The sequence below is a fragment of the Actinoplanes sp. NPDC004185 genome, from assembly GCF_053603475.1.
Genome location: NZ_JBSGFR010000030.1, coordinates 15,231 through 34,561 on the forward strand (window position 1 = coordinate 15,231; position 19,331 = coordinate 34,561).

The 19,331-nt window shown below is 72.1% G+C and carries 23 protein-coding genes and 1 pseudogene; 16 read left to right on the top strand and 8 right to left on the bottom strand.

Annotation, left to right across the window (positions count from 1 at the left end; all coding sequences use genetic code 11):
* The first annotated feature begins 21 nt into the window (after window positions 1-21).
* Together ACWEOZ_RS27965 and ACWEOZ_RS27970 are read left to right on the top strand one after the other, a co-directional pair.
* On the top strand, window positions 22-852 hold the full coding sequence (locus ACWEOZ_RS27965; RefSeq protein ID WP_451913639.1) for a DUF6597 domain-containing transcriptional factor: 831 nt from the start codon (window positions 22-24) through the stop codon (window positions 850-852).
* A gap of 66 nt (window positions 853-918) precedes the next feature.
* On the top strand, window positions 919-1,545 hold the full coding sequence (locus ACWEOZ_RS27970) for a dihydrofolate reductase family protein (protein ID WP_451913640.1): 627 nt from the start codon (window positions 919-921) through the stop codon (window positions 1,543-1,545).
* On the opposite strand, the gene ACWEOZ_RS27975 is transcribed toward ACWEOZ_RS27970, so the two are convergent.
* Window positions 1,514-2,026: a hypothetical protein gene (locus tag ACWEOZ_RS27975; RefSeq protein ID WP_451913641.1), complete on the bottom strand. Its 513-nt coding sequence runs from the start codon at window positions 2,024-2,026 to the stop codon at window positions 1,514-1,516. The two genes, ACWEOZ_RS27970 and ACWEOZ_RS27975, sit on opposite strands and share 32 nt — an antisense overlap.
* Window positions 2,027-2,219: 193 nt before the next feature.
* Here ACWEOZ_RS27975 and ACWEOZ_RS27980 point away from each other — a divergent pair, with 193 nt between their 5' ends.
* The 4 genes and pseudogenes from ACWEOZ_RS27980 to ACWEOZ_RS27995 form a co-directional block, all read left to right on the top strand.
* Entirely contained in the window at window positions 2,220-2,915 is a 696-nt protein-coding gene (locus tag ACWEOZ_RS27980) for an MOSC domain-containing protein (protein ID WP_451913642.1), read from the top strand.
* Window positions 2,916-2,924: 9 nt separating this feature from the next.
* A complete protein-coding gene (locus tag ACWEOZ_RS27985) occupies window positions 2,925-3,248 on the top strand; it encodes a PadR family transcriptional regulator (protein ID WP_451913643.1) in 324 nt (107 codons plus the stop codon).
* A complete protein-coding gene (locus ACWEOZ_RS27990) occupies window positions 3,245-4,384 on the top strand; it encodes a hypothetical protein (RefSeq protein ID WP_451913644.1) in 1,140 nt (379 codons plus the stop codon). Before ACWEOZ_RS27985 ends, ACWEOZ_RS27990 begins: the two co-directional genes overlap by 4 nt.
* Window positions 4,381-5,472, top strand: a pseudogene (locus tag ACWEOZ_RS27995) (glycosyltransferase 87 family protein); the annotation flags it as partial. The gene ACWEOZ_RS27990 and the pseudogene ACWEOZ_RS27995, both read left to right, overlap by 4 nt.
* 181 nt (window positions 5,473-5,653) lie before the next feature.
* Here ACWEOZ_RS27995 and ACWEOZ_RS28000 read toward each other — a convergent pair.
* Window positions 5,654-6,874, bottom strand: a complete 1,221-nt coding sequence (locus ACWEOZ_RS28000) for an FAD-dependent monooxygenase (protein WP_451913645.1) — start codon at window positions 6,872-6,874, stop codon at window positions 5,654-5,656.
* A gap of 79 nt (window positions 6,875-6,953) precedes the next feature.
* On the opposite strand from ACWEOZ_RS28000, the gene ACWEOZ_RS28005 reads away from it, so the two are divergent.
* On the top strand, window positions 6,954-7,415 hold the full coding sequence (locus ACWEOZ_RS28005; RefSeq protein WP_451913646.1) for a MarR family winged helix-turn-helix transcriptional regulator: 462 nt from the start codon (window positions 6,954-6,956) through the stop codon (window positions 7,413-7,415).
* Between the two features lie 12 nt (window positions 7,416-7,427).
* Here the strand turns inward: ACWEOZ_RS28005 and ACWEOZ_RS28010 are convergent, their stop codons facing one another.
* Window positions 7,428-7,667, bottom strand: a complete 240-nt coding sequence (locus ACWEOZ_RS28010) for a hypothetical protein (RefSeq protein WP_451913647.1) — start codon at window positions 7,665-7,667, stop codon at window positions 7,428-7,430.
* Between the two features lie 142 nt (window positions 7,668-7,809).
* Between ACWEOZ_RS28010 and ACWEOZ_RS28015 the strand changes: the two genes are divergently transcribed.
* Both ACWEOZ_RS28015 and serA read left to right on the top strand, forming a co-directional pair.
* On the top strand, window positions 7,810-8,727 hold the full coding sequence (locus ACWEOZ_RS28015; protein ID WP_451913648.1) for a phosphotransferase family protein: 918 nt from the start codon (window positions 7,810-7,812) through the stop codon (window positions 8,725-8,727).
* 153 nt (window positions 8,728-8,880) lie between these two features.
* Window positions 8,881-10,107 (top strand): phosphoglycerate dehydrogenase, encoded by a 1,227-nt coding sequence (gene serA / locus ACWEOZ_RS28020; protein WP_451913649.1) that lies wholly within the window; start codon window positions 8,881-8,883, stop codon window positions 10,105-10,107.
* A gap of 19 nt (window positions 10,108-10,126) precedes the next feature.
* Here the strand turns inward: serA and ACWEOZ_RS28025 are convergent, their stop codons facing one another.
* Together ACWEOZ_RS28025 and ACWEOZ_RS28030 are read right to left on the bottom strand one after the other, a co-directional pair.
* Window positions 10,127-11,329 carry a hypothetical protein gene (locus ACWEOZ_RS28025; protein ID WP_451913650.1) on the bottom strand — a complete coding sequence of 401 codons (1,203 nt, stop codon included), beginning with the start codon at window positions 11,327-11,329 and terminating at the stop codon, window positions 10,127-10,129.
* 284 nt (window positions 11,330-11,613) lie between these two features.
* Window positions 11,614-12,273, bottom strand: coding sequence for a response regulator (locus ACWEOZ_RS28030; protein WP_451913651.1), 660 nt, complete (start codon window positions 12,271-12,273; stop codon window positions 11,614-11,616).
* Between the two features lie 240 nt (window positions 12,274-12,513).
* Here ACWEOZ_RS28030 and ACWEOZ_RS28035 point away from each other — a divergent pair, with 240 nt between their 5' ends.
* The 5 genes from ACWEOZ_RS28035 (at window position 12,514) to ACWEOZ_RS28055 (ending at window position 16,707) form a co-directional block, all read left to right on the top strand.
* Window positions 12,514-13,368: an AfsR/SARP family transcriptional regulator gene (locus ACWEOZ_RS28035; RefSeq protein ID WP_451913652.1), complete on the top strand. Its 855-nt coding sequence runs from the start codon at window positions 12,514-12,516 to the stop codon at window positions 13,366-13,368.
* A 63-nt stretch (window positions 13,369-13,431) separates the two neighbouring features.
* Window positions 13,432-14,061 carry a class I SAM-dependent methyltransferase gene (locus tag ACWEOZ_RS28040; RefSeq protein ID WP_451913653.1) on the top strand — a complete coding sequence of 210 codons (630 nt, stop codon included), beginning with the start codon at window positions 13,432-13,434 and terminating at the stop codon, window positions 14,059-14,061.
* 67 nt (window positions 14,062-14,128) lie between these two features.
* The gene (locus ACWEOZ_RS28045) at window positions 14,129-14,614 is read left to right on the top strand and encodes a MarR family winged helix-turn-helix transcriptional regulator (RefSeq protein WP_451913654.1); all 486 of its coding nucleotides are present in this window, start codon (window positions 14,129-14,131) and stop codon (window positions 14,612-14,614) included.
* Complete coding sequence (locus tag ACWEOZ_RS28050) at window positions 14,611-16,350, top strand: MDR family MFS transporter (protein ID WP_451913655.1); 1,740 nt, start codon at window positions 14,611-14,613, stop codon at window positions 16,348-16,350. Before ACWEOZ_RS28045 ends, ACWEOZ_RS28050 begins: the two co-directional genes overlap by 4 nt.
* Window positions 16,351-16,404: 54 nt before the next feature.
* The gene (locus ACWEOZ_RS28055; RefSeq protein WP_451913656.1) at window positions 16,405-16,707 is read left to right on the top strand and encodes an antibiotic biosynthesis monooxygenase family protein; all 303 of its coding nucleotides are present in this window, start codon (window positions 16,405-16,407) and stop codon (window positions 16,705-16,707) included.
* Window positions 16,708-16,713: 6 nt separating this feature from the next.
* On the opposite strand, the gene ACWEOZ_RS28060 is transcribed toward ACWEOZ_RS28055, so the two are convergent.
* A complete protein-coding gene (locus ACWEOZ_RS28060; RefSeq protein ID WP_451913657.1) occupies window positions 16,714-17,469 on the bottom strand; it encodes an ANTAR domain-containing protein in 756 nt (251 codons plus the stop codon).
* A 263-nt stretch (window positions 17,470-17,732) separates the two neighbouring features.
* Window positions 17,733-17,939 (bottom strand): hypothetical protein, encoded by a 207-nt coding sequence (locus tag ACWEOZ_RS28065; protein ID WP_451913658.1) that lies wholly within the window; start codon window positions 17,937-17,939, stop codon window positions 17,733-17,735.
* Window positions 17,940-18,257: 318 nt separating this feature from the next.
* On the opposite strand from ACWEOZ_RS28065, the gene ACWEOZ_RS28070 reads away from it, so the two are divergent.
* Both ACWEOZ_RS28070 and ACWEOZ_RS28075 read left to right on the top strand, forming a co-directional pair.
* The gene (locus ACWEOZ_RS28070) at window positions 18,258-18,455 is read left to right on the top strand and encodes a hypothetical protein (protein WP_451913659.1); all 198 of its coding nucleotides are present in this window, start codon (window positions 18,258-18,260) and stop codon (window positions 18,453-18,455) included.
* A gap of 43 nt (window positions 18,456-18,498) precedes the next feature.
* On the top strand, window positions 18,499-18,681 hold the full coding sequence (locus ACWEOZ_RS28075) for a hypothetical protein (protein WP_360827039.1): 183 nt from the start codon (window positions 18,499-18,501) through the stop codon (window positions 18,679-18,681).
* A gap of 64 nt (window positions 18,682-18,745) precedes the next feature.
* On the opposite strand, the gene ACWEOZ_RS28080 is transcribed toward ACWEOZ_RS28075, so the two are convergent.
* Window positions 18,746-19,315, bottom strand: a complete 570-nt coding sequence (locus tag ACWEOZ_RS28080; protein ID WP_451913660.1) for a DUF1360 domain-containing protein — start codon at window positions 19,313-19,315, stop codon at window positions 18,746-18,748.
* Window positions 19,316-19,331 lie beyond the last annotated feature (16 nt).

Genomic DNA, 19,331 nt, shown 5'->3' on the forward strand with positions numbered 1-19,331 from the left:
CCGATCATCCACACTGTGGGGATGGAGTATTTCGGCCGGGTTCCCGCCCCTCCGCTCGACAGCTTCATCGACGACATCTACTGCCTGGCCGGCATCCCGCGCCACCCCCGTATGAACGTCCCGCCCATGCCCTCAGCTCACCTCTTCCTCAACCTCGGCGACCCCGTCCGCCTCTCGGACTCCGATCCGTCCGTGCCACCGGTAACGCTGACCGACGGCTGGTTCATGGGCGTCTGGACCAGGCGCTTCCTCATCGACTATCCCGCCCGCGTACGCCTCGTCGGCGTCCATTTCAAACCCTGGGGCGTCTCCCCGTTCGTCGACCTACCGGCGTCCGAACTGCTCAACCACTGGATCCCGGTCGACGCCCGCTGGCAGCGGTCCCTGGATCGCCTCCGTGACGAGTCGTCGGCCTCCGCAGCACTGCACCTGGTGGAGCAAGAACTGCGATCGCGCCTCGCCGGCGCACCACCGCGCGGCCTCGACCTGGTCCGGCACACCGGCGGACGCTTGGAGGTCTCCCACGGCGGGGTCCCGGTCGGCGTCCTCGCTGATGCCGCCGGAGTAAGCAGCACCCACCTAGCCACCCAGTTCCGCTCCCATGTCGGGGTGACCCCGAAGCGGATGGCCCGGATCTACCGCTTCGCCCGGCTGATCGTCTCCGTGGACACCCGACATCGCGTCGACTGGTCGGCCTTCGCCCACACCGCCGGCTATTTCGACCAGGCCCATTTCGGCAAGGAGTTCAAGGACTTCACCGGTCACACCCCCACCGAATATCTGGCCCTGCGACGCCGGTTCCCCGCCGAGCCGGGCTTTCCTCCGGACAGTGGTCCGATGCCCGCCGTGTGATTTTTTACAAGCCCGGTCCGCTCCGGGCGCGACACCATCGGCAGGCGACTCACCCGAGGAGGACCTGTGGGCACGGTGACCATGCACAACGTGGTGTCGGTGGACGGCTTCATCGCCGATCTGAACGACGATGTCGGACCACTGCACGACTGGTACTTCAACGGGGACACGGCGATCACCCCCGGCGACGACCAGCAGTTCGATCACTCCGGCACCGGCAACGGCTTCCGGGTCTCGCGGGCCTCGGCCGGGTACGTCCGGTCGACCTGGGCGGGGATCGGCACGATCATCATGGGCCGGCACCTGTTCGACCTGGTGAACGGCTGGGAGGGCCGGCCGCCCGCCGGCGATCACGTGGTCGTGCTGTCGCACCGACCCAAGCCCGACGGCTGGCATCCCGAGGCGTCCTACCACTTTGTCGATGACGTGACGGCCGCCGTCGACAAGGCCAAGGAGCTCGCCGGGGACCGGACCGTCGCGGTGAGCGCCGGCGAAGCGGCCGGGCACATTCTGGCCGCCGGCCTCGTCGACGAGGTGGCGATGGATGTGGTGCCGGTGGTGTTCGGATCCGGCAAACGCTTCTTCGGCGGCATCGACACCCAGCACCTGCTGGAGGATCCCCACGTGGTCATCCAGGGCGAGCGCGTCCTGCACCTCAGGTTCAAGGTCCGCCCAGCTTCAGGTCGACGATGACGCCCTGGTCCGCGCAGGCCGACTGGAGCCCGGTCACGTGCTCGGTGAGCGGGCCCATGAAGGCCAGGGCTTCCAGGCCCGGTTCGTCGCCCAGCTTCGACAGCTGCCACACCAGGTCGATCAGCTTCGTACCGTGATCGCGGATGTCCTCGTGGCGGGAGTCCTCGAAGACCCCGCGCAGCTCGCGGTACTCGGCCTCGGTCATCGTCTTGTCGCCGTCGTCCCCGTCGACCGCCTTGTCGCCGTCCCGCAGTGCCTTGCAGGCCGCCACCCCGGAATCCGTCCGGATGACCCGGTCGTAGAGGAACCATCCGCCCGTGCCGGCCACGACGAGCAGAACGGCGGCCAGCGCCAGCCACGGCAGCAGGCTGCGACGAGGCGGCTGCGGCGGCGGCCCGTACCCGGTGAAAGCCGCCGGCGGACCCGCCGGAACGACCGGGTACCGGGCCGGGTCGTACGGCGGCTGAGGCGGGTACGCCATGAGAACTCCTGAACGACGGGCTGATGAGCGGAAAGCGACCGCCCGAACACTGTGGATGCCCGCGCCCGCCGGGGACAGCGTCCGCGCCCGGATCTCGGATGATCGGCCACCAGGTCGATCCGACCGGCCGTAATCTCGCCCGGACACGAAAGAGAACCAGCCACGAAGGAAACGGACGCGGAAGAGTCAGCCGATGAAGGTTCTGGAGATCCGCCGTTACCCGATCAAGTCCCTGCTGGGTGAACGGCCCACGGCCGTCGAGGTCGAGCAGCGCGGGCTGGCCGGCGACCGGCTCTGGGCGGTCCGGGACACCGAAGGCAAACTGGGCAGCGGCAAGAACACCCGGCGGTTCCGGCGGATGCCCGGCCTGTTCCGGTTGCGGGGGCACTTCGCTGATCCCGTACCGGTGGTGGAGTTGCCCGACGGGCGCCGTTTCGCCGCTGACGACCCGGCCGGGCACCGGGCGGTCAGCGAGGTGCTGGGCCGGCCGGTCACGATCACCCGCGAGGCCGAGGTCGTCCACCACGATGAGGGGCCGGTGAGCGTGATCAGCACCGCTGCCCTGCGCCGGCTGCGGGAGTTGACCGGAGAAGAGGTCGACCCGCTGCGGTTCCGGGCGAACCTGCTGATCGACGTGCCCGGCACCGGCTTCCCGGAGGAGGAGTGGCTGGGCCGGAATCTGCGGATCGGCGACCAGGTCGTGCTGCGGCCGCGACGGCGCCTGACCCGGTGCGTGATGATCGACCTGGCGCAGGAGGGCGTGCCGGAGCACGGCCGGCTGCTGCGGACCGTCGCGGAGCACCACGACCTGACCTTCGGCGTCTGGGCGACCGTCGAGCGTGCGGGCCGGATCGAACTGCTGGATGACACGGTACCCGACCCTATGTAGAGTGCCTACATGCCTCCGCGGATGACCATGCCGGTGCTCAAGGTGGTGGCGGCGCTGCTCGCCGATCCCGCCGCCGAGCGTTACGGCCTGCAGCTCATGCAGGCCACCGGCCTGCCCAGCGGCACCCTCTACCCGGTTCTGGTCCGCCTCGAGCGGGCCGGCTGGGTCGAGTCGCGCTGGGAGCAGAGCGATCCGGCCGCCGAGGGCCGGCCGGCCCGGCGCTACTACCGGCTCACCGCGGACGGCGCCGTCGAGGCCCGGCAGGAAGTCGCCGTCATGCAGCAGCAGATGGCCCAGGTGGCCGTCCCGGGCGCCAAGGCGCAGCCGGCATGAGCGCGGCCGACCGCCTGGCGCGACGCCTGGTCGACTCCGCGGCCCGGCGCTGGCCGGCGGACCTGCGCGACGACCTGGCCCGGGACTGGCACGCCGAGCTGGACGCCTCGCGATCTTCCTGGCGCGCATTGACCTTCGCGGGCAGCCTGGCCGTCTCCCCCGCCGTCGAGGAGGCCGACGAGGAGCCGGTGACCTGGGCGCAGCGCGGGGCCGGCTGGGCCCGCACGCTGTCGGTGCCGGCCGCGCTGACCCTGCTGGCGGCGGCGCTGGTCAACGCCGCCCATCTGACGCAGGGGCGGTTCGGCGCGCTCGCCGGGGCCGTGGCACTGACCGCCGCTGCGGCTGTGATGGCGGCGGTCGGCGGCCGCGCGACTATCAGCCGGGTGGTGCTGCTGGGTGCGGCCGGTTACGCCTTCCTGCTGGCCGGCAACCAGGTGGCGGTCATGCCGTTCATGGGCTGGATCGACATCGGTCCGGCGGTGCTGGCGTGGACGATCCTGACGGCTGCGACCGTACGGGTGAGCACCCGCTTGCGAGCCACCGGCCGCACCGCCCTCGCCGGAGTGGCGGCAGTCGGCGGTGCAGTGCTCGCGCTCGACGTCGCCGCAGCCGCCGGTTCCCTGCACGCCGCCGCGGTTCTCGGGGTCGACGCCGCCTCGGCGCCGTCCTGGTTCCCGCTCGCCCTGCTGCCCGGCGGGATCGCCGACTTCGGAGCCTCCTTCGCGGACGGCACGGCCGCGTTCGGCCGCCTCCCGCAGGACGGGCCGGCGTTCCATGCCTCCGACGTCCTGCTCGGCAACGCCTCGGCGATGATCGGCCCGCTCACCCTGTGCTCGGTCACGGTCGTCGCCGGCCTGCTGCGCCGCCGTCCGCCCCGCGTTCCGGAGGCGCTGCGGTCCCCGGACGCCGCCGGCAAGGTGGCGCTCGGCGTGGTGGCCGGGCTGGGCGGGCTGGCGATCGGCGAGGTGCTGCGCCGGTCCGGCGGCGCGGCCGAGCTGACGCTGCACCGGCTGGCCGACAACTCGGCGGTGTTCGGCTTCGGCTTCCTCGCCAACCCGGCGGGCCGGCTGGCCGTCGCGCTGCTGATCGGACTGCTGGTGGCCCACCTCGGCGCTCCGGCCCGCCGGGCGTCATGAGCGCGCGGGCCGCGGTCCTGGCCGCCCTGGCGGCCGAACCCGACCGGGCGGCCGAACCTGACCAGGCGGCCGGACCCGGCCGGTCCCGGCACGGTCTCGACCTGGTGCGCGAGGCGGGCGTGGCGAGCGGGTCGCTCTACCCCTTGCTCGTACGCCTGGAGCGCGCCGGCCTGATCGAGGCGCACTGGTCGGCCGGCCGCCGCGCGTACCGTCTCACCGGCCCGCTCCCACCGGCCACCGCCGGACGACGCAGCGCGCGCCCCGCCCTGCTCTGGCTGCCCGCCGCGCTGGCCGCGCTGATCACCGCCTGGGCCGTGCTCGCCCGCCCGGCCGACGTCCGCCTGTCCGACCTGGGCGTCTACACCGGCGCGGTGCAGGGCCTGACCCACGGCGCGAGCCTGTACGACTTCATCAGCGCGGGCAACGCCCCCTTCACCTATCCCCCGTTCGCCGGCCTGGTCTTCCTGCCTCTCGCCGGCGTCCCCACCGTGGCGTTGCAGCTGGGCTGGACCCTCGCCACGATCGTCACCGTCGCCGGCCTGGCGCTGCTGCTGGGCCGGCGGGCCCCCGCGTACGCCCTGGTTCTGGTGTTGTCGGCACCGGTCTCCTCCGATCTCAAGTACGGCCAGGTCAGCCTCTTCCTCGCTGCTCTGATCACGATCGACCTGCTGGCCCTGCGGCACAGCCGGTGGCAGGGCCTGCTGATCGGGCTGGCCGCGGCGATCAAGCTCACCCCGCTGATCTTCATCCCGCTGCTCTGGTTCGCCGGTCGCCGGCGCGCGGCCGTGCTGGCGTCGGCGACCTTCGCGGCGTGCGGCGCGCTGGCCGCGGTCGCGCTGCCCGGCGACTCGTGGCGGTTCTGGACGACCGAGATCTCCCACGTGAGCCGCCTGGGCTACATCGCCTCGGTCGGCAACCAGTCACTGAACGGCGCTCTGCTGCGGGCCGAGCTGTCGGCCCCGGTGCGCTCGGCTGTCGTGCTGGTGGCCGGTGGCGTGATCGCCGCGCTGGCGTTGCACCGGGCCACTCGCCGGGCCCGTGACGATGACTGGTTCTCGGCGCTGGTGCTGACCGGGGCGGCGAGCGTGGTGCTCTCCCCGGTCTCCTGGACCCATCACCAGGTCTGGCTGGTCCTGGCCGCGCTGCTGCCCGTACGCGGCCCGGCCTGGGCCCGGCGCGCCTGGCCCGCCCTGGTGCTGGTGGTGATGCTGCTGCCGGTCCCGGCCCTGGGCCCACCACTGTGGAGCAACTCGCGGCTGCTGCTGGCGATCACGATCGCGGCGCTGCTGCCGCTGTCCCGGCCGGCGTGGCCCAGTCGACGGTGTACCTGTGCAGCCAGCCGAACATCTTCTCCTGGTCGTAGAACGAGCGCATGGCCAGCGGGAACAGCAGGTCCCGCAGGATCCGGCCGACCGGACCGGGCGCCTTGTCGTTGTTCACCCGGGCCGTCCGGGCGGCCACCCGCTCCACCCGGGCTCGCCGCAACCCTTCGTAGCTGGTGAAGGCCTGCTCGACGGGCAGGTCCCGTAGAGCCCGGGCCAGCTCCACGGCACTCTCGATGGACAGCGACGCGCCCTGCCCCGAGCTGGGGGTCATCGCGTGCGCCGCGTCGCCGACCAGGGCCACCCGGCCGCGGTGCCACACCGGCACGGGCGGCATGTCCTGCAGTCCGCCGACGACGACCAACTCGCCGGGGTCGACCCGGTCGAGCAGCCCCAGCGCCGGCAGGGTGTCGGCGGCGAACAGCTCGCGCAGCCGCCGCAACCACTCGGCGGCCGGTATCTCGTTGGCCTGCGCGGCGGTCAGCATCCGGGCCGAGGGCACGTTGGCGAACCAGCCGGCCTCGCCGTCGTCGCCGATCCGGTAGCCGAAGAACGCCTTGCGCCCGAAGGCCAGGTGCATCGCACCGCCCGTGCTGGGCAGGCCATGGCCGCGGCTCCAGCCGCCCAGCCCGACCAGCCCGGAGTAGCGCGGCTGCGGCGCCGCCGGGTCGAGCAGGCCACGCACAGTCGAACGGATGCCGTCCGCGCCGAGCAGCACGTCGGCCTCGGCGGTGCTGCCGTCGGCGAAGGTGGCGGTCACCCGGTCGCCGTGGTCCGCGTAGGCGGTGAGCCGTTTGCCGTACTCGATGCGGACGCCGGCCGCGTCGGTCGCGTCGGTCAGCGCCCGATAGAGCCGGGCCCGGGTGAACGTGCGGCTGGTGGGCAGCCCGGGCAGGTCCTCGAACTGGCCGAGGCGCTTGCCACGACCGGTCTCCATGACCATCCGCGGGGTCGGCACCCCGGCCGCTGCCACCTCGTCGGCGATGCCCGCGGCGGCCAGTGCCGCCATGCCGTTGGGCGCGAGCATCAGCTCGCCGCCGATGCCGTCGGCCTGCCGGTCGTACGCCTCGTACACGGTCGCGGTGATGCCGGCCCGCCGCAGCGCGATCGCCGTGACCGGCCCCGCGATGCCGCCTCCGATCACCAGTGCCGTCCGTGCCTTCGTCATGCCCGTCCTCCCCGTGAGAAAATCCCTCGTACCGCCGATTATCTCGTCAAGCCGAGATACTAGCGAATGCGAGATACTTGTGTCCACGAGTGAATCCGGCCCGGCCCCGTCCCGGACGACGCGGGAGGAGAGCATCGTCGAGTCGACCCGCCGGATGATCGCCGCGGCGGTGCTCTACAGCCACCAGGTGTCGGAGCAGCTCAAACTCGGTCCCAGTGACGCGCAGTTCATGACCCTGCTGGAGGTGCACGGTCCACTGACCCCGGGCCGGCTGGCCGAGCTGACCGGCCTGCGGACCGGCACGGTCACCGGGGTGCTGGACCGGCTGGAGGGCGCGGGCTTCGTCCGCCGCGACCGCGACCCGCACGACCGGCGCAAGGTGATCGTGTCACTGGACGAGGAGCAGATCGCCGCCCGCGTGCATCCGCACTACACCGGGCAGGCCGAGCACATGATCGCGCTGCTGGGCCGCTACGACGACCGGGAACTGGCGGTGATCGCCGACTTCATGACCACCGTGGCCGGCGAGCCCATGCCCTGACCGGCCGGCTGGTCACTGCGTGCAGTGCGGATCCGGCTCGAAGGCGTCCGGCCGGCCGCGGGCCAGGCGAGCGGCCTGCCGGTCGACCAGCCCGTGCGCCCGCCGCCGAGCGGCCGACCGGCGCGCTGCTGCCCGCTCGGCCCGCCGGCGCAGAGCCAGCTCCGATCGCTCGCGCAGCCTTGCCTGCCACCGCAGGGCCTCGTCCTCGGTCATTCGCGCCGCGCTGGCAGCGGCGGCGGTCGGTGCGCTCATGTCCTGTCCCCTCGCCGGGCCTGACGGACATCGTTCCGGGACGGTGTGACATTTCCGTCGGGGTGCGGGGGCAGTTGTGCGATCGAGTACGCCGGCGCCCGTTGCCGGACTGCGACCATCCGCCGGAAAGGAGGTCGATCAGATGATCCAGAGGTACGGGGTGCGGATCGGCTGGGCGGATCTGCCCGAGCGGATCAGGGAGAAGGTCGAGGCCGTCATCGGCGGGCCGGTGGTGCACGCGGCCTCGCAGTCCGGCGGATTCTCACCGGGGACGGCGGACCGGGTGCTCACCGCGGACGGACGGCGGGCGTTCGTCAAGGCCGTCAGCACCGCGCTGAGCACCCGCTCGATCGAGCTGGCCCGCGCCGAGGCACACGTCGCCGCCCGGATGCCCGTGGAGGCGCCCGTGCCCCGGCTGCTCGCGGCTCTCGACGACGGCGAGTGGGTGGTGCTGATCCACGAGGACGTCGAGGGCCGGCATCCGCGTACCCCGTGGGTCGAGGACGAGATCCACGCGGCCGTGCGGGCACTGCGGGAGCTGGCCGACGCTCTCACGCCGTCGCCGGTGACCGGCGTGCCGACCGCCGCGGAGCACCTGGCGCAGTGCTTCGGGGGCTGGGCCCGGATCGCCGCCGATCCAGTGCCCGATCTGGACCCCTGGGTGGCCGCGCACCTCGACGACCTGCGGGCCGCCGCGGACCGCGGCCTGACCGCGGTCGCGACCGGTGCCACTCTCGCGCACTGCGACGTGCGGGCCGACAACCTTCTGGTACGCCCGGACGGCTCGATCGTCGTGGTCGACTGGCCGTACGGGTGCGTCGGACCGGCCTGGCTGGACACCGTCCTGCTGGCGATGAACGTGCTGGTGCACGGCGGCCCCGGCGACCGCCTGCTGACCGGCATCGACCCGCGGACGGCGGCCGACGTCATCACCGGCTTCACCGGCGACTTCCTGGACCGCTCCCGGCACCCCTCACCGGGCATCCCGCACGTCCGGGAGTTCCAGCGCGCCCACGCCGACGCCATGCTGCCCTGGCTGCGACAGCGCATTCCCGGCTGACCGACGCGGCGCGCTCGCGCGGGTGACCGCCAGATGGGAGCTGCGGCACACCTTCGCGGGGCGGGCAATCCGGGGCATTAGGCTGGTACGCCTGACCTGGGCTTCGGCGTGGCGGCCCGGATGGTCCCCCTTCCACGTGCACCAGAATCCGACATGGAACGGAAAGTGATGATCGACCAACCCAAGGTGCGAGTCCTGCTGCTCGAGAGCATCCACCCGGACGCGGTGTCCCGGCTCGAGGCAGAGGGTTACCAGGTCGAGTCCGTCGCCGGCGCCCTCGACGAGGTCGAGCTGGTCGAGCGCGTCCAGGGTGTGCAGCTGCTCGGCATCCGGTCCAAGACCCGGGTGACCGCGAAGGTCCTGGAGGCCGCGGACAGTCTCGTCGCGATCGGCGCGTTCTGCATCGGCACCGACCAGATCGACCTGGCCGCCGCCTCCCAGGCCGGCATCGCCGTCTTCAACGCGCCGTTCTCCAACACCCGCTCGGTCGTCGAGCTGGCCCTGGCCGAGATCATCGCGATGACCCGCCGGCTCACCGAGAAGAACAACCTCATGCACGAGGGCATCTGGGACAAGGCGGCCCACGGCAGCCACGAGGTCCGCGGCCGCCGGCTCGGCATCATCGGCTACGGCAACATCGGCACCCAGCTCTCCGTGCTCGCGGAAAACCTGGGTATGCACGTGTCCTTCTACGACACCGCCGACAAGCTGGCCCTGGGCAACGCCCAGCGCTGCGCCAGCCTCGACGAGCTGCTGGAGATCTCGGACGTGGTGACCCTGCACGTCGACGGGCGGCCGGGCAACGCGGGCTTCTTCGGCGCCGAGCAGTTCGGCCGGATGCGGCCCGGGTCGATCTTCCTCAACCTGTCGCGCGGCATCGTGGTCGACCACGTGGCCCTGCGCGACGCGCTGACCAGCGGGCACCTCGCCGGCGCGGCCGTGGACGTCTTCCCGAAGGAGCCGAAGGGCCGCGGTGACGAGTTCGTCTCGGAGTTGCGCGGCCTGCCGAACGTCATCCTCACCCCGCACATCGGCGGGTCCACCGAGGAGGCCCAGTCGGACATCGGCGACTTCGTGGCCAACAAGCTCGTGCACTTCGTGCAGGAGGGCAACACCACGCTGAGCGTCAACCTGCCCAGCGTCGCCCTGCCGGCCAGCACCGACATGAGCCGCATCATCCACGTGCACCTGAACATGCCGGGCGTGCTGGCCCAGGTCAACAGCATCCTGGCCGAGCACCACGTGAACGTCGAGGGTCAGCTGCTGAGCACCCGCGGCGAGTACGGCTACCTGATCACCGACATCAGCGGCAGCTACAGTGCCGACGTCCTGGACCGGCTGCGCGGCATGAGCCAGACGGTGCGGCTCCGGGTCCTCTGATCCGCCCGGCCCGGGCGCGCTACTTCGCCGTCTCGACGGAGAGCAGCGTGACCCGGGCTTCCGCGGTCACGTCGTAGCGGTCGTTGGTGGTCCAGCCCTTGGGCGTCAGCGTCGATCCCGGCTTGACGTCGCGCAGGGTGCGCTTGCCCGCCGCCACCGTCTTGGCCCCGCCCTGCATCTGCACCCGCACCGGGAAGCCGGCCGGGCTGTTCAGTGACAGCTCGTCGACCGCGCCGGTGACCTTCAGCGCGACCGTACCGGCCGGCTGGGGCAGGGCGATCTCGGTGACCCGCGAGCCGGCGACCAGATCGATGCCGCCGACCTCACCGCCGGTGAAGTCGATGCGCTGCTCGTCGGTGGCGCCGGCGAAGCGCAGGTTCCAGACCACCTTCGTGGTGAGCACCACCTCGACGGCCCCGGTGGTGCCGTCGCCGTCGGGGACCAGGCTGAGCTGCACGCGGTCCTGGGCCAGCACGGGCTTCGGGACCAGCCCGGCGTCCTCGGCGGTGGAGATCCGGTAGAGGTCGTCGCCGAGGTCCTCGCTGCGCACGGTGACCTTGGTGACGGCGGTGGAGAGCTCGAAGGACGCGGCCGTGCGGCCGTCGATCGGCGCGGTCGCGGTCCGGTCGCCGGACTTGCCGGCGCCGAGCTCCAGCACCGAGGTGAGGCTCTTGTCGGAGCCGGAGAAGTAGCTGACGCCCGCGACGGTGCCGCCGAGCAGCACGGCGAGGCCCAGCACGAAACCGGCGATCAGCACGCCGCGGCCGCGGGGCGCCGGCTCGGCCAGCAACTGCGGCTCGGCGCCCTGATGCGGGTGGCGGGCGGCGCGGTGCGGGCGGATCTCCCGGCCCGGCCCGCCGATGAAGTCGCCGATGCCCTCGTCGTGCTCGACCGGTGGGGCCGGGCGCGCCGACCGGGTCTGGACCGGCGCCTGCTCCCCGGTCATCGAGCGGACCGGGTACGGCGGGGGGCCGGCCGGCGGCGGCAGGAACGGCGCACCGGAGACGGGCGAGGGACGACCCTGGTGGTTGCCGATGGTGGCGTGACTGCCGGTGTGGTTGCCGCTGATCGGACCGGCGGTGAAACCGAAGGAGGCGCGACCGGGACCGGCGGGCGGGGCCGGGCCGTACTCGGGCTCCGGCGGGTCCGCGGCGGGAACCTCCGCGGCCGAGGAAGCGGTACGGGGTGATCCGAAGGCACTCCAGCTCGGGGAGTCGGCCATGTCTTCCTCATCAGCATCGTTACGGAACGAGTTCACAGCGGGTGGCCGCCGGTAGGGTGCCGGTTCCGATTCGGTCCGGCGGTAGAGCGATTCGTTGTCACGGTTGGCCCAGTCGGCACCCGACGTCGACGCGAGTTCCGCCAGCGCGACGGACACATCGGACGAATCGGCGATCGAACGTTCCACGCGATGTCCTCCAACTCGCGCCGGCGCCGACAGTCTTCGAAAGGCGCTCCAGCGAGAAGTACGGATCCCGCGGCTTAACGGATGAGTAGGAGCGAGAATTACTCTCCGTGAGAACGGTCGGGGCTGAGCAGCCCACGCCGGGTGGCCACCGCGACGGCCTCGAGCTGGCTGTGCGCACCGAGCTTGCCCAGCACAGCCTTCACATAGCCCCGGCACGTGTGGACGCTGATGCCGAGCCGCCGGGCGATGGCCCGCGGGTCGAGCCCGGAGCCCATCAGCACCAGCACCTCGTGCTCGCGGGCGGTCAGCCCACCGGCGCGCGGACCGACCACCGGGGTGGTGCTGCGCAGCAGCCGGGCCAGGATGTCGGTCGACACCGTCATGCCGCCGCCGTGCGCGGTGTGAACAGCGTTGAGCACGTCGCCGAGGGGCCCGTTCTTCGACAGGAATCCCGAGGCGCCGGCCGCCGTGGCCCGGCCGACCAGGGCGGACTCGTTGTTGGCCGTCAGCACGACAAAACGGGTGTCGGGCTGGCGGTGGCGCAGCAGCTCGGCGATCGCGATGCCGTCGGCGTCCGGAAGGTCCGGATCCATCAGCACCACGTTCGGCCGCAACTCCTGCACGAGCCGGATTGCCTGCTCGCCGGTCCGCGCATGCCCCACGTAGCGCAGGTCCGGTTGCCCGGCCAACGCCACACCGAGCAACTCGGCGAACGTCTGATGCCCGTCCACCACGAGCACCGTGATCGCCTCGCCCATTCATGCCTCCTGATCCGCCAGCGCTGGAAGTCTATGTGTCCCGCGCCGGAAGCCAAGGCGTACCAACAGTCGGACAGCACCTGCGAGCCACGTCGATCGCTCGGTACGCGCGCCGACGGGATGAGTCCGAGCGGCCGCCATAACTCGTATCTTCGGTGGAGCCCACCCCTCGCTTTCGGGGTGCCAAACGAGGCGGCGGGCGCTTGTCGCGTGCCCGTCACCCGTACAGGGTCTTACGCCATGTACGACATCCAGCTCTTCGGCCGACTCGAGGTCCGCACCCGGGGCGTACGCCTGACCGGTCGCGACTTCGGCGGCGTCAAGCCCCGCCACATCCTCGCACTGCTCGCCCTGCGTGGCGACCTGCACAAGGCGGAGCTGGCCGAACTGCTCTGGGGCGGCCGTCCACCGGCCGGACATCAGGCCACGGTGGAGAGTTATGTGTCCCTTTTGCGCCATCGACTCGACCCGGACGGGCAGACGCGTGACTCCGTGATCACCACGCGCAACGGCGGCTACGCCCTCGTCGCCGATCAGGTCCGGGTCGACGTGGCCCGCTTCGACGAGCTGGTCGCCGCCGCCTCGGGCCGTACGGCCGGCCGGGCCCTGCGCCCGCTGACCGCCGCCGCCCACGTGGCCGCCCGCCCGCTGCTCGAGGACGTCGAGCAGCACGCCTGGGCCGACCAGGCCCGCGAGCAGTACCGGGCCCGGCTGGTGGCCACCCTGCTGGACGCCGGTGGCCACGCCCTCACCGCCGGTGACCCGCGGGAGGCGCTGGCCCTGGCCGACCGCGCGGTGGTGCTGGACCCGGTCGCCGAGCGGGGCTGGGCGATCGCGATGGCCGCACACCGGCTGACCGGGGACCGGGTGGCGGCGCTGCGGGCGTACGACCGGTGCCGGCGCGAGCTGGCCGAGGGGCTGGGTGTGGAGCCGTCGGCCCAGACGCGGGCGCTGTTCCTGGAGCTCCTGCGCGAGGACGGCACCGGCACCCCGCTGGAGCTGGCGGTCACCGCTGTCCTGGCCGCCGCCGGGGAGCAGCACGGGCCGGAGTCGGTGAGCGGGCTGCTGCGCCGGGCCGCCGAACTGGCCGCCTAGCCGCGCACTGTGACGCAGCTCAAATAGCGCGCGGACCGGGCGGCAACGGCGAAGAATCCGGGCGTGGAAACGACGCTGCTGCCCGTACCGCTGGCTCCGGAGATCTCGCTGCACCTGGCCGACGGCGGGGTGGGGTTGTTCGACGGCACCGGCGGCGCGTTCAGCAGCGACGTGCCGCCGCCGTTCTGGCTGTTCGTCTGGGCCGGCGGCCAGGCACTCGCCCGGCACGTCCTGGACCATCCCGAGATCGTGCGGGGCCGCTCGGTGCTCGACGTGGCGTCCGGCTCCGGCGTGGCGGCGATCGCCGCGGCGAAGGCCGGCGCGTCCCGGGTGACGGCGCTGGACGTCGATCCGCTGGCGGTGGCGGCCGCGGCCCGGAACGCGGCCGCGAACGAGGTCACCGTCGAGACCCGCGCGCTCGACATCGCCGACTCCGACGTGCCGGCGGACGTGATCCTGGCCGGCGACGTCTTCTACACCCGCACCGTCGCCGACCGGATGGCCACCCGGATGCGTCGCGCCGGCCGCGAAGGCACCCGGGTCCTGGTTGGCGACCCCGGCCGGGGGTACTTCCCGGAGCGGCTCTTCACCCGCGTGGCCGAGTACGTGGTGCCCGTCCCGGCCGCTCTGGAGGAGAAGGAGTCACTGCTCACTGGCGTGTGGGAGATGCGCACCACAATTGCCACCGGGTAGGGGCAAGGAAATGCTTTCGCCAACCAACAAGTTGTACGCTGCACGCATCTTGATGGGAGGTGCAGTGGTGACCCACGGTGAAGCCGAGGACGCGAGTGGCCGGCTGGCCGAGCAACTTGTGCGATTCGCCCGGCTCGGCGCGCGCGCCAAGGGCATGCTCCACGTGAGGGACTTCGGTGCCGAGTTCTCCGCGCTCATGCTGCTGTTCCCGCTCCGGCACCTCGGCCCGATGCGCGTCACCGACCTCGCCGAGGTCAAGGGCGCGGACCCGTCCACGATCAGCCGGCAGGCGGCGCAGCTGGTCAAGGCCGGCCTCGCCCGCCGGGAGGCCGACCCGGCCGACGGCCGCGCCTCCCGCCTCGCCATCACGCAGGAGGGCCTCGCGGCCTGCCTGCAGCTGCACCAGGCCCGTCACGACCTGATCAGCAAGGCCCTCAGCGGCTGGCCGGTCGAGCGGGTGGGTGCGTTCGCCGACCTATTCGAAGAATTCAACAGCTCCGTCGAGGCGCTCGTGCGCTGCGACCCAGCCGTATCAGCACGGGAGAACGCGTGAGTAACTCCAGCACCACCGCACCCGCCGGGACGGGTTCCGCGGCGGGCGCTCCGGGCGCCGGGCAACCGTCGGCGGAATTCACCCACCGGCAGATCCTGACCATCCTGGCCGGCCTGATGATGGGCATGTTCCTGGCCGCCCTGGACCAGACGATCATGGCCACCGCGACCCGGACGATCGCCGACGACCTGCACGGCTTCGACCTGCAGGCGTGGGCCACCACGGCCTTCCTGATCACCTCGACGATCTCGACGCCGCTGTACGGCAAGCTCTCCGACATCTACGGCCGCCGCGGGTTCTTCCTGTTCGCGATCGCCGTCTTCGTGATCGGCTCGGTGCTCTGCGGCATGTCGCAGAGCATGTACGAGCTGGCCGCGTTCCGGGCGATCCAGGGCATCGGCGCCGGTGGCCTGATGTCGATGGCGCTGGCGATCATCGGCGACATCGTGCCGCCCCGCGAGCGCGCCAAGTACCAGGGCTTCTTCCTCGCCGTGTTCGGCACCGCCAGCGTCATCGGCCCGCTGCTCGGCGGCTTCTTCGCCGGCCAGGACAGCATCCTGGGGATCACCGGCTGGCGCTGGATCTTCTACCTCAACGTGCCGATCGGCATCGCCGCGATGCTCGTCGTGGCGCGGGTGCTGCACCTGCCGCACACCCGCACCGACCACCGGATCGACTGGCCGGGCGCGGTCGCGCTGATCGTCGGCCTGGTGCCGCTGCTGACCGTGGCCGAGCAGGGCCGCAGCTGGGGCTGGGACTCGCCGCGGGCGCTGGGCTGCTACGCGGTCGGGCTCATCGGCATCGTCGGTTTCATCCTGGCCGAGCGCGCCTACAAGGACGAGGCGCTGCTGCCGCTGCGGCTGTTCCGCAACCGCACTGTGGCGGTCGGCTCGATCTCCAGCACGATCATCGGTATGGCGATGTTCGGTGGCCTGCTGACCGTGCCGCTGTACCTGCAGATCGTCAAGGGCTCCTCGGCGACCGAGGCCGGCCTGCAGATGATCCCGTTCGTGATCGGCATCATGGCCGGCTCGATCGCGGCCGGCCAGCTGATCGCCCGCACCGGCCGTTACCGGATCTTCCCGATCATCGGCAGCACGCTGATGCTCGTCGCCCTCGGGCTGTTCTCGCTCATCGGCGCCGACACCCCGCTCTGGAAGACCATGCTGATCATGGTGGTCATGGGCCTCGGCCTGGGCGGCAACATGCAGCCGATGATCACCGCCGTGCAGAACGCGGTCTCCCCGCGGGAGATCGGCGTGGCCACCAGCTCGGTGACCTTCTTCCGGTCGATGGGCGGCACGCTGGGCACGGCGATCTTCCTGTCCGTGCTGTTCAACGTCGTCGGCGGCAAGATCAGCTCGGCGTACCAGTCGGCGCAGGGCACACCGGAGTTCCAGCAGGCGGTCGCGGCCGACCCGGGTCAGTTGCGGACGCTGCAGCAGGCCCAGAGCGGCGACGCGCTGAACGACACCTCGTTCCTCGGCCGGCTCTCCGACGTGGTGTCGCACCCGTTCAAGGTCGGCTTCTCCGACGGCATCCACGTGGTGTTCCTGCTGGCGGCGGCCGTGATGGTCCTGGGTCTGATCGTGGTCCTGTTCCTGCCGGAGATCCCGCTGTCCCAGCGCTCGGCGCAGCAGCAGCGCGCCGACGACGCGCTGGCCGCGCAGCACAGCAACGGTGTGCCCGGCGAGGTCGGCGCGGGCCCCGAGGTGGAGACCAAGAACTCCCGCTGACCGCGGCGGACACCGAAGGGTACGAGCGCAGCCCGCGCTCGTACCCTTCTTCGTATGGCAGTTGTGAAGATCAACGCGATCGAGGTCCCCGAGGGCGCCGGCCCCGAGCTGGAGCAGCGCTTCGCCGCCCGCCAGGGCGCGGTGGAGAACGCCAAGGGCTTCCTGGGCTTCGAGTTGCTGCGCCCGGTCGGCGGGGAGACCCGGTACTTCGTCTACACCCGCTGGGAGACCGAGGAGGACTTCCAGGCATGGTCGGCGGGTTCGGGCCGGGCGGCCCACGCCGGTGAGCGCAGCCGCCCGGTGGCGTCGGGCGCGAGCCTGCTGGAGTTCGAGGTCGTCCAGCGCGTCTCGAAGTAGGCGCGCTCAGGCCTCGGCGTTGCGGGCGGCCGCCGCGATCAGCCGTTCCGCCACGGCCCGGCGGTCCAGGCCGAGGCGCTGGGCGGTCTCCCGCAGCACTGTGTAGGCCTCCTGCACGCCGCAGCCCCGTTGCGCGATGATCACTCCGGCGGCCCGGTCGACCGTCGCGCCCTCACGCAGGCCTTCGCGCCGGCCCAGCTCGCTGAGCAGCAGCTCGGCCTGGTTGACGATGGCCATCGCGGTCAGCAGCAGCTCGGGGTCGAGGCCGCCCGGCGTGGCGACGAACAGGCTCAGCGCCCCCACCGAGGAGCGCTGCACGTCCAGCGGGATCGCCACGACGCTGTGCACCCCTTCCACCCGCGCGCGCTCGGCCAGCCGCGGCCAGCGCGGATCGGACTGCAGGTCAGGGGCGGTCACCAGGGACCGGGTCCGGGCCGCCTCCAGGCCGGGGCCGTCCCCGCCGGCGTACTCGAGGTCGTCCAGCGCCTTGGCCGCCGCACCGGAGGCGGCGACGACGGGCGGGCCGCCCTCTCCGATCAGGGCCACCGAGCAGCGCAGGGTGCCGGGAATGGCCCCGGCGGCGAAGGCGGCGAGGCGGTCCAGCGCCTGCGGCACGTCGTCAGCACCGAGCAGGCGGGCGGTGAGCTCGTGCAACAGCCCGGCGAGCTCGACCGGGTGCGGTCCGGACGGCAGCTCGGCAGTCGTCCGGCCGGCCCGCGGGAGGAGGTCGAGCCGGACCTCCGGGACGGCGATGGCACTCACCGGGGACTGCTCTCCCCCGGGACCGGCCATGAGAGGCCCGGCGGCAGCGGAGGTGAGCGCGGCGGGTGTGGCGTCCGGTGCCGCCAGGATGGTCTTCACGGTCGCCGGTGGTCGCCGGCGGCCTGCGCCGCGGACCTGATCGGGGCTCGCGGCCATGCCGGAGCCGGGCACGCGACGCGAGACATTGCGCCCGAAGCTTCGTTGCGGGGCTGCCATCCGGCCGATATTGCCATGCGCATCGGTGAACACGAAAGTCATGTCCACTACCGGGTGCCGTCCCCCGGTGTGACCGTCTGGTCCGACGATCGATGCTCCAGGAACGAGCTGGGCGCCGCCTCCAGGTCGGCCTCGCGCTCGTCCGACTCGGCGAGAATGGCCTCGGCCTGCGCGCGGGGGTCGGTGCTGCCACCCGCGCTGCGTTCCTCGGGCAGCAGGTCGGCGGCTCGCTGCTCTGTCCGGTCGTCTGTCATGGCGGCGGGATACCCCCGCCGCGGCGAACCGAACCTGCATCATGATCGATGCTCCCGGCCACCCGCCCCACACAAAAGCGCCGCTCCCGGCGGACCGGGAGCGGCGCGATCGTAGATGTCGGTGTGCAGGTCGCCTCTCGGCGAAAGGCTCAACGCGGCTCCAGCCGAACGGTAATCCGCGAAGGCAAAGGGTGAGGCCCGGGGACACTGATCACACCGACATCTGATCCAACCGTCGGCCGGGCCCGCCGATTCCGGTAGCGGTTGTGACTCAGGCCACACCGTTTGACGACCCGGCCCCTGGGTAGACGAAGCGGCGTGAGTGACTTCCAGGTGCTGGACGACTTCCTCGACGAGGCTTTCACCGGGCAGGAACGGCTCAGCAGCGCCGACCTGCAGCGTGGCGCCATCGCCGCCGACCTGCCCGCCACCGCGCTGACCCGCATCGACGCGCTGCCCGAGGGCGAGTACGCCCAGGACGAGGCAGCCGAGGCGCTGCGGACTCTGGACACCTGACCCGTCGATACCGGACGGCCGCGATGCCCGACCAAGGAGCGAGATGACCCAGCAGAACGAACGCCTGCCGGCCTTCGGCGACGAGGAGGCCGTACCGGACGGCGACAGCGACTTCGCCGGCGAGCACTCCGACACCGCGGTGGACCGGGAGGTCATCGAGGGTGAGAAGGGCGAGGAAGAAAGCTCACGTGGCTGGTCCGGCCTGGAGCGCGAGGGCCCGCCCTGACCCATGTCACCCAAGACAGCGAGATGCCCCCGGCCGAGCGGCCGGGGGCTTTCTCGTGCCGGGATCAGGCCGCCTGGGCCAGCGCCGGCTGGTCGTTCTCATCGCTCTGGTGGTCGCCCTCCGCGGCCTCCTTGGCCAGGGAGTACGCCATCTGCAGGAAGTCGGACGCGGCCGTGGCGGTGAACACCGTAGCCGCCAGCCGGGTCAGCCGGGGCGCGAAGACCAGACCGCTGGTCAGCCCGGTGGCCACCCACACCGCCAGGCAGAACGGGCAGCTGAGCAACTCACCGACGGAGTGGCGCAGGGAACTGCCCTGGTCGCGGACCTCTTCGTTGATCTCGCCGCTGCCGCTCGGCTCCGAATAACGGGTGAACGGCGCGCGCAGCGGGCTGGTGATCGCGTCCTTGGCGATCAGCCGGCTCAGCTTGTGCGTCGCGATGGAGATCAAGACGATGTCGGCGGTGGCCGGCCGGTCCGGTACGGGCATCCCGGTCAGCTTGGCGGCGGCGGCCAGACTGCCGGCGAGCAGCCCGAACGCCCCCATCGTGGCGACGTAGCCGTCCAGCGGCCGGTGCTCGTGGGGTGCGTAGTCCCGTCGCAGCCGGTTCAGCCGACCGCGTACCGAGGAGATCATGAAGTCCGGGGTCCTC

Coding starts and splice junctions, on each gene's coding strand:
- ACWEOZ_RS27965 (WP_451913639.1), top strand. CDS start 22: ATGGAGTATTTCGGCCGGGTTCCCGCCCCTCCGCTCGACAGCTTCATC.
- ACWEOZ_RS27975 (WP_451913641.1), bottom strand. CDS start 2,026: ATGGCGTACCCGCCTCAGCCGCCGTACGACCCGGCCCGGTACCCGGTC.
- ACWEOZ_RS27980 (WP_451913642.1), top strand. CDS start 2,220: ATGAAGGTTCTGGAGATCCGCCGTTACCCGATCAAGTCCCTGCTGGGT.
- ACWEOZ_RS27985 (WP_451913643.1), top strand. CDS start 2,925: ATGCCTCCGCGGATGACCATGCCGGTGCTCAAGGTGGTGGCGGCGCTG.
- ACWEOZ_RS27990 (WP_451913644.1), top strand. CDS start 3,245: ATGAGCGCGGCCGACCGCCTGGCGCGACGCCTGGTCGACTCCGCGGCC.
- ACWEOZ_RS28000 (WP_451913645.1), bottom strand. CDS start 6,874: ATGACGAAGGCACGGACGGCACTGGTGATCGGAGGCGGCATCGCGGGG.
- ACWEOZ_RS28010 (WP_451913647.1), bottom strand. CDS start 7,667: ATGAGCGCACCGACCGCCGCCGCTGCCAGCGCGGCGCGAATGACCGAG.
- ACWEOZ_RS28015 (WP_451913648.1), top strand. CDS start 7,810: ATGATCCAGAGGTACGGGGTGCGGATCGGCTGGGCGGATCTGCCCGAG.
- serA (WP_451913649.1), top strand. CDS start 8,881: ATGGAACGGAAAGTGATGATCGACCAACCCAAGGTGCGAGTCCTGCTG.
- ACWEOZ_RS28025 (WP_451913650.1), bottom strand. CDS start 11,329: ATGGCCGACTCCCCGAGCTGGAGTGCCTTCGGATCACCCCGTACCGCT.
- ACWEOZ_RS28030 (WP_451913651.1), bottom strand. CDS start 12,273: ATGGGCGAGGCGATCACGGTGCTCGTGGTGGACGGGCATCAGACGTTC.
- ACWEOZ_RS28035 (WP_451913652.1), top strand. CDS start 12,514: ATGTACGACATCCAGCTCTTCGGCCGACTCGAGGTCCGCACCCGGGGC.
- ACWEOZ_RS28055 (WP_451913656.1), top strand. CDS start 16,405: ATGGCAGTTGTGAAGATCAACGCGATCGAGGTCCCCGAGGGCGCCGGC.
- ACWEOZ_RS28065 (WP_451913658.1), bottom strand. CDS start 17,939: ATGACAGACGACCGGACAGAGCAGCGAGCCGCCGACCTGCTGCCCGAG.
- ACWEOZ_RS28075 (WP_360827039.1), top strand. CDS start 18,499: ATGACCCAGCAGAACGAACGCCTGCCGGCCTTCGGCGACGAGGAGGCC.
- ACWEOZ_RS28080 (WP_451913660.1), bottom strand. CDS start 19,315: ATGATCTCCTCGGTACGCGGTCGGCTGAACCGGCTGCGACGGGACTAC.